This window comes from Lentzea sp. NPDC058436, assembly GCF_042721515.1.
Taxonomy (GTDB): Bacteria; Actinomycetota; Actinomycetes; order Mycobacteriales; family Pseudonocardiaceae; genus Lentzea.
In genome coordinates, this window is sequence record NZ_JBHXLF010000002.1 from 1,065,916 (window position 1) to 1,082,694 (window position 16,779).

A 16,779-nucleotide genomic window follows, 5' to 3' on the forward strand; every position below is an offset into this window, starting at 1 on the left:
AAGCGCTTTCTCTCCTAGGGTGAGCCGCTCCACGGCCGAACTGGAGGGGGCACCGTGCGGGCGTTGAGGCGAGCAGTTGCGGTATCCGCCGCGATCCTGATCATCTCCACGGGAGCGGCACACGCCGAACCCGTGGAGTCCATCGCCTGGGCGCCGTGCCCGGACAACCCCGAGGGCCAGTGCGGGACGCTGAGCGTGCCGCTCAACTGGAACAAGCCCCGAGGTCAGCGCATCGACCTCGCCATCGCACGCCATCGCGCGACCGATCCCGCACGACGGATCGGCGTCCTGGTGGTGGATCCCGGCGGACCCGGTGGCTCCGCGGCCGAGTTCGCGTTGTCGAGCCTGTTCAGCCCTGAGGTCCGCGCCCGGTTCGACATCGTCGGAGTCGACCAGCGCGGCACCGGGGGCAGTCTCGCGATCCGGTGCGCCGACCTCGTCGGCGGCGGGCCGTCGATCCACCCGCAGGACGAGGCCGGGTTCACCGCGTTGCTGCGGCACAACCAGAAGGCGCTGGCGCAGTGCCGTGAACGGAGTGGTCCGGTCTTCGACCACGCCGATGGCGCCACCGTGGTGCGGGACATCGACGCGGCGCGGAGGGCGCTCGGCGAACGGAAGATCAGCTACTTCGGCCTGTCGTACGGCACGACGTTCGGCCAGGTGTACGCAGAGAAGTTCGGCCGCAACGTCCGGGCGATGGTCCTCGACAGCGTCGTCGACCACAGCGCGGACCTCCGGCGGTTTGTCGGAGACCGCGCGGCCGCATCGGACGACTCATTCCGGGAGTTCGAGAAGTGGTGTGCCGGCTCGACGTCCTGCGCGTTGCACGGGCAGGACGTCCGGGCGGCCTGGGAGGCGGCCCTCGTCCGCGCGGACGCGCGGCCGGGCGGACGGCAGGACCTGCTGGACAACATGTACTTCGCGTTGCGTGGCCCCGACTGGCTCTACGCGGTGGACCTGATCACCGGCGCGCTGACGTTGCGAACGCAGTCCTTCGAACCGAACTACGAGTCGGTCCGGCTGGCTTCCGTGTGTCAGGACTTCTCGTTGCGCCTCAAGGACTTCCGCGACTACGAGCGGATGCGGGCCGAGGAGCTGCGCCGGTCGCCGATCCTGCGCGGCAGCTTCCTCGGCCACGACGAGGCCACCGCGTGCATCGGCGTGCCAGGACAGCCCGCCAACCCGCCGCACCGCCTCGACATCGGCGACGCGCCGAAGATCATGGTCATCAACTCGCGGTACGACCCGACGACCCCGCACGAGTGGGCCGTCAGCATCAAGAGGCAGGCACCGCGCAACACGGCGTTGCTCACCTACGAGGGCTGGGGCCACATCGCCTACCCGCGCAGTGCCTGCACCAGGACCAACGTCGACGACTACCTGATCAACCTGACGACCCCCGCGGTCAGCTGCCCTGCCGTGCCTCAGTGATGAAGTCGCGGTACCAGCGGTAACTGGCGCGCGGAGTGCGTTGCAGCGTCTGGTAGTCGACGTGCACCAGACCGAACCGGTGCTTGTAGCCGTGCGCCCACTCGAAGTTGTCGAGCAGCGACCAGCAGAAGTAGCCGCGCAGGTCGACGTCCGCCGCCTGCGCCGCCGCGATGTGGTCGCGCAGGTACGCGATGCGGTCGGTGTCCTCGAACCCGTCCACGTCGGGGTAGACGCAGCCGTTCTCGGTGACGTAGATCGGCGGCAGGTCGGGGTGCCGTGCCTTGAGGTCCGCGAGTGCGGTCGTCATGCCGACGGGTTCGACCGGCCAGCCCATGCCGGAGCGCGGCACGTCCGGGAGCTGGGTCGTGTCGACGCCGATGTCGTGGGCCGTCCGCCTGGCCGGGTCGGGCTCGCGGTGCGGCGCGTCGGCGACGTGCAGGCGGTAGTAGTAGTTGAGGCCCACGTAGTCGAGCGGCTCGCCGATGATCACCAGGTCTCCGTCCTGCTGGAACGAGAAGTCGGTGATGTCGCCGAACATCGACGTCAGCTCGTCCGGGTAGGCCCCGCCGAACAGCGGGTCGGAGAACTGCCTGCGCAGCAGGACGTCCTGGCGGGTCGCGGCGGCGGCGTCGGCGGGGGAGTCCGTGACCGGCACGGTGGGGGACTGGTTGAGCACGATCCCGAACTCCTGCTCGGCCAGCCCGTTCGCCCGCATCGCCTGCACGGCCAGACCGTGGCCCAGCAGCTGGTGGTGCACCGCCGCCAGCGCGCCGTGGCCCTCACGCGCACCGGGGGCGTGCCGGCCCTCGCCGTAGCCCACGATCGACGAGCAGTACGGCTCGTTCAGCGTGGTCCACTTCCGGACGACGTCCCCGAGTGACTCGTGCACGAGGGCGGCGTAGTCGGCGAACCAGTGCGACGTCTCGCGGTCGCGCCACCCGCCCTGGTCCTCCAACGCCTGCGGCAGGTCCCAGTGGTACAGCGTCAGGAACGGCTCGATGCCCTTGCTCAGCAACGCTTCGACGAGCCGCCGGTAGAAGTCGAGGCCGCGCTGCTCGACCTTGCCGTGCCCCTCTGGCAGGATCCGCGACCACGACACCGAGAACCGGTACGAGTCGACACCCAGGTCCGCGAGCAGCCGCACGTCCTCGGCCCAGCGGTGGTAGTGGTCGGCCGCGACGTCCCCGGTGTCGCCGGACGCGACGGCGCCGGGGACCCGGGAGAACGTGTCCCAGATGGACGGACCGCGGCCGTCGAGCGCGGCCGCTCCCTCGATCTGGTAGGCCGAGGTCGCCACACCCCAGCGAAAGCCGTCCGGAAAGCTCACAGAAGTCTCCAACCCTCAGCCCTTGACGGCGCCCGACATGATGCCGCCGACGATCTGGCGGCCGAACAACAGGAAGACGGCCAGCACGGGCACCGTGCCGATCGTCGCGGCGGTCAGCACCAGCGTGTAGTCGGTGGTGTAGCCGCTGGCCAAAGTGGACAGAGCGGTCTGGACGGTCGGGTTCTCCGGCGTGAGCACCACGAGCGGCCAGAAGAAGTCGTTCCACGCCTGCATGAACGTGAACAGCCCGAGCACCGCTGCCGCGGGACGTGCGGCCGGCAGCGCGACGTGCCAGAACAGCCGCAGCGAGTGGCAGCCGTCCATCCGGCCCGCCTCCAGCAGCTCGTCCGGGATCGCCCGCTCGAAGTACTGGCGCATGAAGAACACGCCGAACGCGGTGACGAGCCCCGGCACGATCACCGCGTGGATCTCACCGGCCCAGCCGAACTCGGCCATCATCATGTAGAGCGGGATGATGCCGAGCTCGGTCGGGATCGCCTGCGTGCCGATGATCAGCAGTAGCAACACGTTGCGGCCGCGGAACTTCAGCTTGGCGAACGCGAAACCGGCCAGTGTCGAGAACAGCACCACCGAGACGGTCACAGTGCCCGACACCACGATGGAGTTCAGCAACGCGAGCGCGAAGTCGGTGGTGTCGAAGACGCGGGCGATGTTCGCGAAGAGGTGGCCGCCCGGCACCAGGACCGGGGGCACGCTGTCGATCGCGTCCGGTGTCTGCGAGGACACCACGAACGACCAGTACACGGGGAAGGCCGACCCGGCCAGCACGGCGATCAGGGCGGCGTACGTCCACGGCCCCGCGACGCGCCTGGCCAGCCTGCGCGCCCTCGTGGCGGGGCCGGTGGACGGCGCCGGCGCGGGACGTTCCAGCACTGCGGTCATGGGGTCACTCCGTCCGGATCCGTTTGGTCACCAGGTAACCGATGCCGGCGACGATGACCGTGGCGATGGCCAGCACGACCGCGATCGACGAGCTGTAGCCGAAGTCGTACTTCGTGAAGCCCTGCTCGTAGAGGTACAGCGCGGCGGTCTGGAACTGCCGGTCGGAGCCACCGGTCGCGGCCGCGGCACCGGGGTTGAACAGCAGCGGTTCGGCGAGCAGCCGCATGTTGCCGGTGGTCGCGATGATCGTCGTGAAGATGATCTGCGGCCGCAGCAGCGGAACGGTGATGCGCCAGAACTGCTGGCGGCCGCTCGCACCGTCCAGCGTGGCTGCCTCGTACAGGCTCGGCGAGATCGCCTGCATGGAGGCCAGGAAGATCAGCGCGTGGTAGCCGGTCCAGCGCCACACCACCATCACCGCGATCGCGATGTGCGACGACGCCGTGCCCGCCTGCCAGTCGATCTGCCCGGCGCCGAAGAGCCCCAGCACCCAGTTGAAGAGACCGAAGTCCCGCCCGAACAGCTGCGCGAAGATGATCGTCACCGCCGCCACCGAGGTGATGTTCGGCAGGATCACGCCCATCCGGAACAGCGTGCGGGTGCGGACCTTGCGGTTGAGCAGCTGCGCGATGAACAGCGCGAACAGGATCTGCGGCACCGTCGTGAGGAGCCACAGGCTGAGCGTGTTGCCCATGGCGTTCCAGAAGTACGGGTCCGCCATCAGCTTGGCGTAGTTGTCGAACCACACGAGCTTCGCCGCGGCCTCGTCGAGCAGGTTGCGCTCCTGCAACGAGACCCAGATGGTGTAGAGCAGGGGGAACAGCCCGAAGACACCGAAGATCAGGAAGTACGGCGCCACGTACCCGTACGGCGCGAACTTCGTGTCCCAGCGGTGCCTCCGGGTCGCCTTGTCCATCAAGACCATGTCAGCGCGTCACTTCTGCACGTCGCCGACGAACTGGTTCCACGAGTCCTGACCGTTCTGCTTGCCCTGCTCGACGCGCTGCATGGCGTTGCCGATCGCGGTCTGGATGTCGCCCGCCTTCGGGCCCTGGTACTGCGGGTTCAGCTTCTTCGCCGCGTCGGTGAACAGCTTGCCGATCGGCGCGTCGTTGAAGTACGGGTTCTTGTAGTCCACGATGGACGGGTCCTCGTACAGCTTCGGGATCGACGGCAGCAGCCCGGCGCTCTTGAACACCTTGGCCTGCTGCTCGGGCGCGGTCAGCCACGCCGCCAGCTCCACGGCCTTGTCGACGTTCTTGCCGGACTTGGGCACCGTGAGGTACGAGCCGCCCCAGTTGCCACCGCCGCCGGGCACGGACGTGACGTCCCACTTGCCCGCGGCCTCCGGACCGGCCTGGTCCTTGATCTTGGCCATCTGCCAGGCGGGGCACGTCACGGTCGCGAACTGGCCCTGCTTGAACCCGGTGTTCCAGACGGGCGTCGAGTACAGCAGCTTCGAGGACAGGCCCGAGTTCACGCCGTCGACGACGAGGTCCCAGCCGGCCTTGATCTCCTTGTTGTCACCGACGACGATCTTGTCGGACTTGTCGTAGTACCCGACGGGCGCCTGGCCGACGATCGCGTTGAGCACGGTCGGCCCGCCGTCGAACCACTTCACGCCCTCTGGCGCCTTCTCCTGGAACTTCTTGCCCGCGGCCATGAACTCCTGCCACGTCGGCCACAGCGCGGCGACCTGGTCGCGGTCGGCAGGCAGTCCGGCGTTCTGCAGCAGGTCGCGGCGGTAGCAGATGGCGAGGCCGCCGACGTCCGTGCCGTAGCCGATCTGCTTGCCGTCCTTGCTGATCGAGCCCTCCCACTTCCACGGCAGCCAGCGGTCCTTGAGCTGGTCACCGCCCTTGGTGTTGAGGTCGACGAACTTGTCCGGCGTGGCCTTGAACTGGTTGATGTAGCCCGTGTCCACGGCCTCGATGTCCGCGGAGCCGCTGTTGGTGGCGAGGTGCGCGGCGAGGTTCTTGTGGTGGTCGGAGTACGACGCGGTGCGGTCGGAGATCTCGACGTCCGGGTGCGCGGCGGCGTACTCCTTGAGCAGTTCGGCGTACCCGAAGTTGCCGAACAACCCGATGGTCAGCTTGGTCTTGCCGCCGGACGCGGTGTCGCTGCCGCAACCGCTGAGCACCAGCGCCGACGCCAGTGCGGCGCAGCCGAGTGCGAGTGCTGTGGGGCGCATTTTCCAGGCCTCCGTTGGTTTTTGGGCGCGCTGAAGCAGGAGAAGTGGTTCTCCGGGAGATGTGCGGCGCGAATGTGTGGCGCCTATGACAGCGGGGTTACACGGCGCCCGTCAAGTAACGAAACGATAAACGCTTCTGCGGTCGTAGCGGTTTGACGTGGATAACTGCTGCTCGTAAGGTCTATGTAACCGCTTACGGTCAATCAGGAGGTGCCGATGGCGACCGGGCGAGAGATCGCCCAGCTCTGCGGCGTGTCCGTGGCGACGGTGTCGCGCGTCTTCAACCAGCCGGAAACGGTCAACGAGGAGACGCGGGAACGCGTGCTGCGCGTCGCGAAGGAGCTGGACTACCGGCCCAACGAGTCCGCCAGGGCGTTGTCGACGAAGCAGTCGACGATGATCGGGCTGGTCTGGGACACCGACCACCGCAGGCCCGGCTGGCGCCACCCGTACCTCCAGGACCTGTTGATAGGCCTGAAATCCGCGTTGAGCGCACACGGCTACCACCTGCTGATGCTCGCGACGAGCGGCGACGCCCGCGAGGTCGGCGCCTCACTCGCCGACCCGGTCGGCTACGTCAACATGACCCGCCGACACCACCTCGGCGGCCTGGTCCTGATCGACAGCGGCTCGGACGCCGACGCGTTCTCGGCCTTCGCGCAGTCCGGATTCCCCTGCGTGGCACTGGACGTCGCCGTGGACGGCCCGCGCGCCACCCACGTCACGTCGGACAACCTAGGCGGTGCCGAGTCGGCCGTCCGGCACCTCCTCGGCTTGGGGCACACGCGGATCGCCACGATCACCGGCCCGGTGGGCAACCAGCCGTCCGAGGCCCGTGTTTCCGGCTACCGCAAGGCTTTGCTCGACGCCGGGGTCCTTGTGCGTGACGAGTACGTGGTGGCTGGCGACTTCTACCGGGCCAGCGGAAGTGCTGCCCTGCAACGACTCCTGGCGTTGCCCGAGCCGCCCACCGCGGTGTTCGCGGCCAGCGACGAGATGGCCGTGGGAGCGCTGCTCGCCGCTCGTGCCGCCGGGCTGCGGGTGCCGGAGGACCTGGCACTGGTGGGGTTCGACGACATCGAGATCGCCTCGGTGGTGGAGCCGGCGTTGACGACGGTGGCGCAGGACAAGCCGGAGTTCGGGGTGGCGGCGGCGAAGGCGATCATGGCGATGATCACCGGGGGTGAGCGGGAGGAACCCGTCGTGCTGCCGACCCGGCTCGTGGTGAGGGGGTCTTGCGGCGCGAGCTAGGGGGAGTGGGGGTGCGGCGCCGCGGCGGTGGGCAGGCCGCCCGGCGCCGGCACCCGCTCGGCTTTACTGCAGGCACTCGTCGCACGGCCGGGGTCATGCGCCCGGCACTCGCAGCGCGAGCAGGCGAGGTGTTTTCCACACGCCGCACGACGACCAGGCCAGACCACGCTAGGCGCCCAGTCCTCACGACACCGCGAACGGGTTCGCGCGCGTCCAGTCGTCCACGTGGAACGGTGAGCCGCCGGTCGCACGAGAGGCGTGCGCGACCACCCCGTCCGGCAACGGCCCGTCGGTCATGCCCAGCCGCTCCCGGTAGTCCGCCACGAACGCCGCCGCGACATCCGAGGAGCTCAGCCCCGAAGCGTAGTCGGCCAGCCCCGCGATGGAGCTCTCCCGCAGGTCGTACCCGAGCGCCTTCGACACGTCCGCGATCACGGCCCGCACCCGGTCCGACACCTCGACCTGGACCACGGTGCTGAACAGCGACCCGGTCGACGTCACGCGCTGCGCCGAGCCGACGACCTTCGTGTCGCCGCCGACGTTGATGCTGTACTCGCCGGGGCAGTACTCGCCGTCGACCTCGCCGATGCGGGCGTCGACGTCACCGAGGTCGCGCAGTACCCGGACGTGGGCCTCGGCGTTCGCCGCGAAGGTCGCGCTGCCGGCGTGGCGGATGTCCGTGGTGCTGTCGAGGTGGTCGATCACGACGGCGCCCGTGTCGTAGGCGACCATCCGGCCGCCCGGTGACCTGACCACCGGTTCGAAGCCGGCGGCGCGGGCCACCGCGGTGGCGTCGGCGATGCCGGGCGAGCGGAGGTCGCGGCCGCTGAACGCGACGGTGGGACCTTGGGGCACGTAGATGTGGACGAGTTGGGCCCACGGCGCGTGGGGTGTGCGCAGCAGCAGCGCCGGGACCAGCAGTTCTGTGATCGCGGGTCCGGCGCTGCTGGACACCGGCGCGTCCACGATCACGGACCCGGCGCCCCCGGACACCAGCGGGCCCGCGATCACGGACCCGGCACTCCCGGACACCAGCAGGTTCTCAGCCACGCCGTGATTCTCGACCACGGCACGTCAGCCCGCGGCGCGATGTGCCTCACCCGGCCGCGCGATATGCCTCACCCGCCTGGTTCGGGGTGCCGCCGGGCGCGTACAGGCCGGTGCCCGGCTTCTCCGCGGGCAGCGCGAACCACGCGTAGCGCTCGACGTAGGGGAGGCCCTCCATCATGGCGCTGGAGCCGCGGGCGAACGCCGCGAGCTGCTCCTGGTTCGGGAAGCGGGCCTGGCCGCCGGAGAAGTCGATCAGCGCGTACTCGGTCAGCCAGATCGGCTTGCCGTAGCGGGCGTGCACGGCCGCGAGGTAGTTCTTGAGGTGGCCGACGGCCGCCTCGCTGAAGTCCGAGCCGTACCAGTGCACCGCGATGAAGTCGACGCGCAGGCCGCGCTGGGCGGCGCCGGACATGAACCTGTCCAGCCAGCCGCCTGCCTTGTCGCCGCTGTGCGCGACGGCGGGGCTGCCGAGCCGCAGGCCGGTCGCCTGCAGCTTGGGCCACAGGTCGAGTGCCTGCTCCGGGGTCATGTTCGCCTGGTCGGGGAAGTCCGGCTCGTTGAACCCGAGCAGCACCTTGCCGTTCGCCTTCGCGCGGGCGAGCGTCGCGTCGTCGGTGAACTTCGTGCCCCAGATCATCGGCACGAACTCGACGTTCGGCGGGGTCGTGATGCCGTCGGTCTGCGCGGCCCAGTTGTAGTACCAGCCCGCGCGGACGTCGGTCAGCGCCTTGCCGACGCCGTCGAAGTTCCAGGTGCTGACGCCCTTCTTCACCGACGCCGTGGCGGGGATCGCGGGCGGGGGAGCGGGCTTGGGGGCCGTGGTGGTGGTCACCGGGACGGACGACGAGGCGGACGTCGGCGTTGTCGTGGGAGGCACGGTGGTCGGTGTCGTGCTCGTCGTGGCGATCGGGAGCGCGCGGGCCACCGGTTCCTCGGCCGACGGCAGCACGGCGACCACGATGCCCGTGACCAGCACGGTGGCCGCCGCGGCCGCCAGCACCTTGGCCGTCGCGCCCTGCAGGAACAGGCCGAACTTGCCCGCCGTCACGGGAGCGGTGCCGACCTGCGTGGCCTGTGCCCCCAGCAGCGCGGACTGGTCCAGGCCGAACCCGAACGCGGCCGGCAGCGGCACCAGCGGCAGCCGGGCGAGCAGCCCCTCGACGGACGCCAGGTCGTGCCCGCACCGCTCGCACCGGACGCAGTCGCGGCTGTGCCGGGCGATCCGCTTGCGCCACAACGGACTGGGCGCGCCGTCCCACTCCGCGACGATGTACGCCAGCTCGGGGCAGCGCGGTGTCCGCTCCAGCGTCCGCACGACGATGCGCGCGGCGTCGAGCTGGGCCTTGACCCGCTGCACGCGCACGGCGGTGTGCTGGGTGGTGAGTTCCAGCGCGTTCGCGACCTCCGTGCGGGTCAGCCGCCCGGCCGCCTCCAGCCACCACAGCGACAGCAGCTCGCGCTCGTCCTCGCTGAGCCAGCGGGTGGCGGTGACGACCTCGCGGCGCTGTCCGGACAGCTGCAGGCGCATGATCGTGAGGTCGACGAAGTCCGCACCGGGGTCGGCCACGTCCTCCGGCACCGGGCCGGTGATCGGCACGCGCAGGTGCTCGCGGTGCCGCAGGCGGATCTGGTTCATCGCGATCACGACGAGCCACGACCGGAACCCGGCGGGGTCGCGCAGGCCGGGCAGCCCGTGCACCGCCCTGAGCATGGTCTCCTGGACCACGTCGTCGGTGTCGGGATGTCCGCCCAGCGCGTGCCCGACGATGTTGTAGACCAGTGGCAGGTATCCGCTCACCAGGTCGTCCAACGCGCGCTGGTCGCCGTCGCGCGCGGCCACCACCGTCGCGACGCCGGGTTCCTCCGGTGCTGCCATGCCCACCTCACCTGCCGGTCCGCTCGTCTCCTGACCAGGAGATGCGGGATGCATCCGGCGATAACAGAAATTTCTCGAACCCGAAGGCCGCGCCTGCTTTCTAGTCGACGCGAGTGGTCATGACCAGTGCCGGGACCGCCCGGCGAATTGCCGGTTCTGTCCCACGTTCAGCGCTGCCACCAGGCAAAAGCGCGGATTAACGTATCGCCGTGTGCGGGAAACAGCTGGTGAGGTGCGGATTCTCGGTCCGGTGGAGGTGTGCGGCCCTCACGGCCGTGCGGAGCTGACCGGTGCCCGGCAGCGCAGCATCGTCGCGGTGCTCGCACTGCGCGCGGGCTCGCCGGTCGCGGTCGACCGCCTCGTGGACGTGCTGTGGGGTGAGGACCCGCCGCGCACGGCCGTCCGGTCGCTGCACAGCCACGTCGCACGGGTGCGGCAGGCGCTCGCCGACTGCGGCCTGCCCGGCGCGCTCGTCACCAAGCCCGGCGGGTACCAGCTCGACGCGTCGGTCGACGCGGAGACGTTCGGGCGGACCAGGGACCTCGGGCTGTGGCGGGGCGAGCCGCTGGCGGGCACCGAGCTGTTCGGGTGGGGCCGCGCGGAGATCGACCGGTTGCGGGAGCAGCGGATCGCGGCGCTGGAGGCGCACTGGGGTGAGCGGCTCGACCGGCCGGACGCCGTCGAGGAGCTCGAACGGCTGGTCGTCGGCCACCCGACCAGGGAACGGCTGGTCGGACTGCTGATGCGGGCGCTGCACCAGGACGGCAGGCACGCCGACGCCTTGGAGGCGTTCCGAAGACTCAGACAGCGGCTCGCCGACGAGCTCGGCGTTGATCCCGGCCCTGAGCTCACCGCCCTGCACACCGCCATCCTGCGCCGCGACCCCTCCCTGCACAGCGCGCGGCCCGCCCAGCTGCCGGCCCGCGCCGGGCACTTCACCGGTCGTGCCGCCGAGTTCGCCGCCCTCGCGGACCTGCCGCCGATCGTCGTGGTCTCCGGTGTCGCCGGGGTCGGCAAGACGACGTTCGCCGTCGAGTGGGCGCGCCGCGTCGCCGGTCGCTTCCCGGACGGCCAGGTGTTCCTCGACCTCCAACGGCTCACGCCCGCGCAGGCGCTCACCGAGATGCTGCACAGCCTCGGCGTTCCCGCGGACCGGGTGCCGGCCGACCCCACCGCGCTGTACCGGACGTTGTTGCACGGCAAGAAGGTGCTCATCGTGCTGGACGACGTGCGCCGCGCGCGGGACGTGCTGCCGCTCGTGCCCGGCGACCAGGGGAACCTGCTGCTGATCACGAGCCGCGACACGCTCTCGGCGCTCGGCACCCGCCACGCCGTGCACACCGTGAACCTCGACCTGCTCACCGACTCCGAGGCGCACGACCTGCTGACCGACATCCTCGGCGAGGAACGGGTGAGCGCCGAACCCGCCGCGACGGCGGAACTCGTGGTCCGTTGTGGACGGTTGCCGCTGGCGCTGCGCATCGCGGCCGCCCGCCTCGCGATCAGGCCGGGCAGGCGTATCTCCGACCTGGTGAGGGAGCTGACCCGTAACGACCCGCTGGACGTGCTGACGGTCGACGGCGACGACCGCACGGTCCGCACCGTGTTCGCCAGCGCGCACCGCACGTTGAGCGCGCAGGCCGCCGAGCTGTTCCGCGTGCTCGGCGAACACCCCGGCGCGAGCTTCCCCGCCGACCTCGCCGACGCGATGGGGCCAGGCCTCGACGAGCTCGTCGCGTCGCACCTCGTCAGCGAGGTGGGCAACGGCCGGTACGCCCTGCACGACCTGATCCGGCTCTTCGCGCGGCAGAGCGGTGACATCGGCGACGGCGTGGAACGCCTGCTGGACCGCTACCTCACCATCGCACATGCGGCAGGCGAGGTGCTCAACCCGCGCCATGATCTCGTCGCGCGGCCGCACTCGGACGACCTCCCGTTCGGCTCCGAGCGCGTCGAGGTGCTGGCCTACCTCGACGCCGAACGCGACAACATGCTGCACGTGATCCGGCTCGCCGCCCGCGAGGAACTGCACCGCGAGACGTGGCAGCTGGCCTACCTTCTCACGAGCTACTTCGAGGCGCGCGGCAACTGGGCGGCGCGCGTCGAGCAGTGCGAACACGCCGTCCGAGCCGCCCGCGCGCTCGGTGACCGACGGGCAGAGGCGGAAATGCTGCGGGGACAGGGGATCGCGCTGCAGATGACCTCACGCATCGCCGAAGCCATGGTGGTGCAACGGGAAGCGCTCCAGCTGGTGCGCGAGGCGGGCGACCTGCGCGGAGAAGCGCGGCTGCACAACAACATCGCCAACGCGCACTCCGAGCTGCGCGAGTTCGACCGGGCGCTGGAGTCCTACCGCGCGGCCATGGACGTGCACGGTACCGCCGGTGACGAGGTCGGTGTCGCGCTGGCCCGGCGCAACCTCGGCTACACCTACGTCAGGATGGGCAGGCCGGAACTGGCGGCCGAGCCGTTGTTCGCGGCGCTGGACACGTTCCGCGCCAAGGAGAACCAGCGTCTGGAGGCGGCGACCCTGATGACGCTGGGCGGCGCCTTCCACCAGCTCGCCGACCTCGAACCGGCCCTGCGCTACTTCGGCGACGCCCTGCGGATCAGTCGTGAGATCACCGACCACCGCTTCGAGGCGGACGCGTTGAGCGGCTTGGGCATCACCCAGCTAGCGCTCGGAGATCCTGCCGTGGCGAGGGACTGCCTCACCGACGCGCTCGTGGTGTGCCGCACGCTCGGCGACGGGCACCGCGAGGCGTCCACGTCGCGGCAGCTGGCCGAGGCCGACCTGGCGCTGGGTGACCTGGCCGCCGCCCGCGAGCACCTCGACGCCGCGCTGGCGGCGAGGACCCAGGCGCCGGACGCGTTCGAACAGGCCCAGGTCCACCGCACGCTCGCCGGCCTGGAGAGCCGGTGCGGGCGGTGGACCGAGGCTGCCAGGCACCTGGCTCAGGCCGTCACGCTGTTCACCTCTTGCCGGCGATCGTGAACACCGCGACGCGCTTGCCGGCCTGACCGTTCTTGACCGACGTGATCTCCAGGGTGAACTGCTTCTTCTGGTCCGTCACGCGCAGCACCCGGTACGGCACACCGGCCTGGGTCTGCCCGCTCTTGACCGTCACCGTTCCGCGCGGTGCGGCCTGGTAGTCCTCACCCTGCTTCGCCGTGCCGTCGACGAACCGGTAGGACACCTCGACGTCCTGCTTCGCCGCGCCGTTGCGCAGTTTCAGCACCGCCGCGTACGAGTCCGCCGACTCGTGCACCGGTCCGTCGATCGCGTCCACGACGACCGGGCACTCCGGCGGGTCGCAGTCCGCTGCTCCGTGCGCGGGCACGATCCCGAGCAGAAGCAGCAACAACACCATGATGGTCTTCATTGACAACCCTTTCGGTGGGTCCGTCTCCGAGTAACGGAGACGGACCCACCGGGGTTGATACTCAGTCCTTCTCGTTGATCAGGTACTGCGCCCCGCCGAGGTCCACGCCCTGGGCGTCGGTCTGGCGCACGTGCAGCTCCGCCGGTCCCGTCTCCCGGTCGGTCTCGAACGTCAGCGCGGTCTCGACGCGCTCGTCACCCTTGAGCACCAGTCCGTCGAAGCGGGCCTTGGGGTCGACGACCTGGAACTGCGTCTCGCCGACCTGCTTCACGCCGGTCGCCCTGCCGCCGGCGGCCTTCCAGCGGGCCGTGAGCTCCTGGCCGAGGTCGAACGTGATCGCGCCGGCGAACGGGCGCGGCTGTTCGAGGATCAGCGCCTGGCGGGCGTCGGTGCGGTCGGGGTTGCCGATCGTGTACGGCACGCGGACGGGTTCGAACGGCCGAACTCGGACCGAGTCGACGTTGCGCCACGCGATGTTGTTGTTCCGCTGTGCGTTCTGCTGGGTGTTGCTGGTCTCGGCGAACGTCATCGGGTCCGCGTTCGACACCCAGCGGGCGAGCAGGCAGAAGTGCGCCGGGCCGGGGACGTTCCAGCCGGGCCAGGTGATCATGACCGTGGTGCCGCTCACCGGCACGGTCGAGCCGGCGGTGCCGATGTAGGTCCAGCCGGCCGGCCACGCCGTGCCGCCACCGAGGTTGCTGCGGTACAGGTGGAGGCTGCCGTCGACGTTGCCGACGGCGCCCGCCTTTCGTCTCAGGGTGACGAAGACGTAGTTGTTCACGCCCACCACCGGGTTCTGCGACACCGCGCACGGCACCGGAGTCGAGCAGACCTTGATGTCCGGGCTGTAGTAGATGCTGCCGGTGCTGGGCTCGTTGCCGACGTCGCTCACGTTGTCGCGGACGAAGACGTCGCGCTGGTACGGCGTGGCGTTGACGGCCGGCGCGATGAGCGTCGCGACCGCCAGTAGCCCTGCCAGCACCGTTGCCAGTTTGGCTTTCACCATGGTCTCCCTCGGTTGTGGGTCCTGCTGACCGAAGAAGTACCGCCGTGCTGTTGTGGCGACGTTGTCGTGCGGTTGTCAGTACGGCCCGATGAGCCGGTAGCCGGGCCACAGGTCGTTCCACGGCGCCTTCTGGCCGCGGCACACCGAGATCGCCCTGCCCTGTTCCGTGGTCGCCAGCCCGTAGCCGTTGTCGATGCGCGCGAACACGGAGCACTCGCGGAAGTCCTGCGCCAGCCGGTCCTCGGCCACGCCCACCGCGATCACGACGTCCGCGGTGTCCGGTGGCGGTCCGTCGAAGTAGAGCTCGTTGTGCCCGCTGTAGATCCGGGGGACGGGGTGCTCGTCGCGCATCCAGTGCAACGCGCCGGCCTCGCCGAAGTTCCGCGTCAGCACGACTGCCCGCGACTGTTCCCCGGCGGGCAGGGAGGCGTAGGCGTCGGCCACCTGCCGGGTCAGCCGCTCCCAGCCGAAGGTCTCGGTCGTCAGGCTGGAGGCGGGGTACTTCACGAACACCCGTGCGGGCACCACCGGCAGCGTCACGACCACCTGGATCACCGCGAAGACCGAGAGCAGGGTGATCGTGGCGGGCAACCGCTTCCTGCCTCGCGCCAGCCACTCGTCGAGGAGCACGCAGCCCGCCGCGATCAACGGCACGAGGTAGCCCTCGGTGTAGTCGATGCCGCTGGGCGCGATGGCGAGCACCAGGGCCGTGCCGAGGAGGTAGGCGGCACCCAGCGCGCGGATCGGTTGCCACTGCGGGCGGCGCAGCACCCCCACCAGTCCGACGACCATGATCACGGCCACCGCCGGTCCCGCCAGGATCGCGACGTCGAGGGGGAACATCAGCCCGTCGGTCCAGACCCCGTCCGACAGGGCCCGCGCCATGACGAGCTGGGGCCAGCCGTTGACCACCTGGTAGACGAGGTTCGGCGCGCTGATCAGCAGCGTCAGCCCGGCGCCTGCCCACGGCCACGGGCTGCGCAGCTCCTTGCGCGGGCCCACGATCAACAGCGCCACCACCAGCGTCACCGGAAGCAGGAGCACGACGTACTTGGCGTAGGTCGCCACTCCGCACGTGACACCGGCGACCAGCCACCACCGGCCGTCGCCGCGCTGCAACGCTTTGAGGACGAACAACGTGACTGCGCACCACGCGACGAGGTCCGGGCTGTTGGTCAGCAGGAAGTGACCCATCGCGAGCACCATGCCCGAGGTGCCCGCCGCGGCCGCCGAGAGCACCTGGGCCCGCCGGCCGCCGCCCAGTTCGGCGGTGATCAGGGCCGCGAGCACGACGATCGCCATGCCGCACAGCAGAGCCGGAACGCGGATGCCCCAGACCGTGTCGCCGAACAGGACCGAGCCCGCCTTCGCGAGCAGCGGCGCGAGCGCCGGTTGGTCGAAGTAGCCCCAGCGCGGGTCGTCGCCCAGCATCCGGAAGTACAGCTCGTCGGCCGTGAGCCCGTAGTTCCCGGCGAGCGGGAAGACCAGGGCCGCGAACAGCCCCGCGACCACCGCCACCGGGCGCCACGCCGGCGGAACGGCGGTGCCGCTCCGCGTTGCCACGCCCTGCACCGTCAACACCGGAATCGCTCCCCTCTTTGGTGGCTCCGGAGCCACCGCGTTGGCGAGGGTAGCGGGAAATGAAAGGTCCCATGATTGAGCGGCGAACGCCCATAGCAGGTCCCCGAACACCTCGCGGCAGATTGACTGCGAATGTGGAGGATTGGTCCGAGAATCGCGTGTGAGCACGTGTTCGGCCATCTCAATTGGTGAGCGCAAAACGTGTTTGAATACCAAATCGTGGATGAAGGTGAAGGTTTTTGATGTTTGTGTGACGCGAGGCACAGGGTTTCGTCACACCATGTGTTTGGGTGGGTGCGGCACGTGACATTGCCTGGTCGTCCACCGATTGGCCTATAAGTGGATTGATAAAAGTTATGTGGTCCGAATTGGGCTGTTCGGCGGATCCATGCTGGTTGCGGGCCTGGTTAATCTGCGGTTGTCGCTTCGGCGGCTCTGGGGGCTTCTTTGGGGTGGGGTGCTTTCGTCGCACCGCTGATTCGCGTGCACGTCTCGTGAATTCGTGGTATCGGCGGATGACGCAAGGGGGTTTTCATGGCCGTTGTTGGAAAATTCATCTACGAGTCGCGCGCGGGATGGTACCCGCACAGGTGCGGCGTCGGTGATCCGCTGATCTCCGGACGCCCCTGAGCGGACGACCCGTTCCTGCCGGCACCGCCGTGCCCGGCCGCAGTCCACGAGCACGGACTTCAAAAGGTGCTCCTTCACCCGCTGTATCTGTGACTTCAGCGGTCTCTCTGTCCCGTTGTGTCGGGGCCATCAGCAAAGAGGAGCTTTTCA

At 69.8% G+C, this 16,779-nt stretch carries 12 protein-coding genes; 3 read left to right on the forward strand and 9 right to left on the reverse strand.

The features are described 5' to 3' along the window. Positions 1–63: 63 nt before the first annotated feature. Positions 64–1,431 (forward strand): alpha/beta hydrolase, encoded by a 1,368-nt coding sequence (locus ACFWN2_RS12270; protein WP_382426982.1) that lies wholly within the window; start codon positions 64–66, stop codon positions 1,429–1,431. On the opposite strand, the gene ACFWN2_RS12275 is transcribed toward ACFWN2_RS12270, so the two are convergent. Genes ACFWN2_RS12275 through ACFWN2_RS12290 form a run of 4 tightly spaced genes read right to left on the reverse strand, consistent with a single transcriptional unit; the run spans position 1,406 to position 5,852 of the window. After that, on the reverse strand, positions 1,406–2,758 hold the full coding sequence (locus ACFWN2_RS12275) for a GH1 family beta-glucosidase (protein ID WP_382426984.1): 1,353 nt from the start codon (positions 2,756–2,758) through the stop codon (positions 1,406–1,408). The genes ACFWN2_RS12270 and ACFWN2_RS12275 overlap by 26 nt on opposite strands. 15 nt (positions 2,759–2,773) lie before the next feature. Beyond that, positions 2,774–3,661, reverse strand: coding sequence for a carbohydrate ABC transporter permease (locus tag ACFWN2_RS12280; protein WP_382426986.1), 888 nt, complete (start codon positions 3,659–3,661; stop codon positions 2,774–2,776). Positions 3,662–3,665: 4 nt separating this feature from the next. Then, the gene (locus tag ACFWN2_RS12285; protein WP_382426988.1) at positions 3,666–4,577 is read right to left on the reverse strand and encodes a carbohydrate ABC transporter permease; all 912 of its coding nucleotides are present in this window, start codon (positions 4,575–4,577) and stop codon (positions 3,666–3,668) included. 18 nt (positions 4,578–4,595) lie between these two features. Further along, on the reverse strand, positions 4,596–5,852 hold the full coding sequence (locus tag ACFWN2_RS12290; protein WP_382426990.1) for an extracellular solute-binding protein: 1,257 nt from the start codon (positions 5,850–5,852) through the stop codon (positions 4,596–4,598). A gap of 216 nt (positions 5,853–6,068) precedes the next feature. Here ACFWN2_RS12290 and ACFWN2_RS12295 point away from each other — a divergent pair, with 216 nt between their 5' ends. Continuing rightward, positions 6,069–7,103 (forward strand): LacI family DNA-binding transcriptional regulator, encoded by a 1,035-nt coding sequence (locus ACFWN2_RS12295; RefSeq protein WP_382426992.1) that lies wholly within the window; start codon positions 6,069–6,071, stop codon positions 7,101–7,103. A gap of 183 nt (positions 7,104–7,286) precedes the next feature. Here ACFWN2_RS12295 and ACFWN2_RS12300 read toward each other — a convergent pair whose 3' ends face one another. Together ACFWN2_RS12300 and ACFWN2_RS12305 are read right to left on the reverse strand one after the other, a co-directional pair. Then, positions 7,287–8,153: a hypothetical protein gene (locus ACFWN2_RS12300; protein WP_382426993.1), complete on the reverse strand. Its 867-nt coding sequence runs from the start codon at positions 8,151–8,153 to the stop codon at positions 7,287–7,289. A 46-nt stretch (positions 8,154–8,199) separates the two neighbouring features. Then, positions 8,200–10,029 carry a sigma-70 family RNA polymerase sigma factor gene (locus ACFWN2_RS12305; RefSeq protein WP_382426994.1) on the reverse strand — a complete coding sequence of 610 codons (1,830 nt, stop codon included), beginning with the start codon at positions 10,027–10,029 and terminating at the stop codon, positions 8,200–8,202. Positions 10,030–10,240: 211 nt separating this feature from the next. On the opposite strand from ACFWN2_RS12305, the gene ACFWN2_RS12310 reads away from it, so the two are divergent. Next, positions 10,241–13,024 carry a BTAD domain-containing putative transcriptional regulator gene (locus tag ACFWN2_RS12310; protein ID WP_382426996.1) on the forward strand — a complete coding sequence of 928 codons (2,784 nt, stop codon included), beginning with the start codon at positions 10,241–10,243 and terminating at the stop codon, positions 13,022–13,024. Here the strand turns inward: ACFWN2_RS12310 and ACFWN2_RS12315 are convergent. The 3 genes from ACFWN2_RS12315 to ACFWN2_RS12325 all read right to left on the reverse strand — a co-directional run bounded on the left by ACFWN2_RS12315 (position 13,002) and on the right by ACFWN2_RS12325 (position 15,981). After that, complete coding sequence (locus ACFWN2_RS12315; protein WP_382426997.1) at positions 13,002–13,412, reverse strand: Calx-beta domain-containing protein; 411 nt, start codon at positions 13,410–13,412, stop codon at positions 13,002–13,004. The two genes, ACFWN2_RS12310 and ACFWN2_RS12315, sit on opposite strands and share 23 nt — an antisense overlap. 61 nt (positions 13,413–13,473) lie before the next feature. Next, complete coding sequence (locus tag ACFWN2_RS12320; protein ID WP_382426999.1) at positions 13,474–14,418, reverse strand: hypothetical protein; 945 nt, start codon at positions 14,416–14,418, stop codon at positions 13,474–13,476. Between the two features lie 75 nt (positions 14,419–14,493). Then, positions 14,494–15,981, reverse strand: a complete 1,488-nt coding sequence (locus ACFWN2_RS12325; protein ID WP_382427001.1) for an ArnT family glycosyltransferase — start codon at positions 15,979–15,981, stop codon at positions 14,494–14,496. Positions 15,982–16,779: the final 798 nt, after the last annotated feature.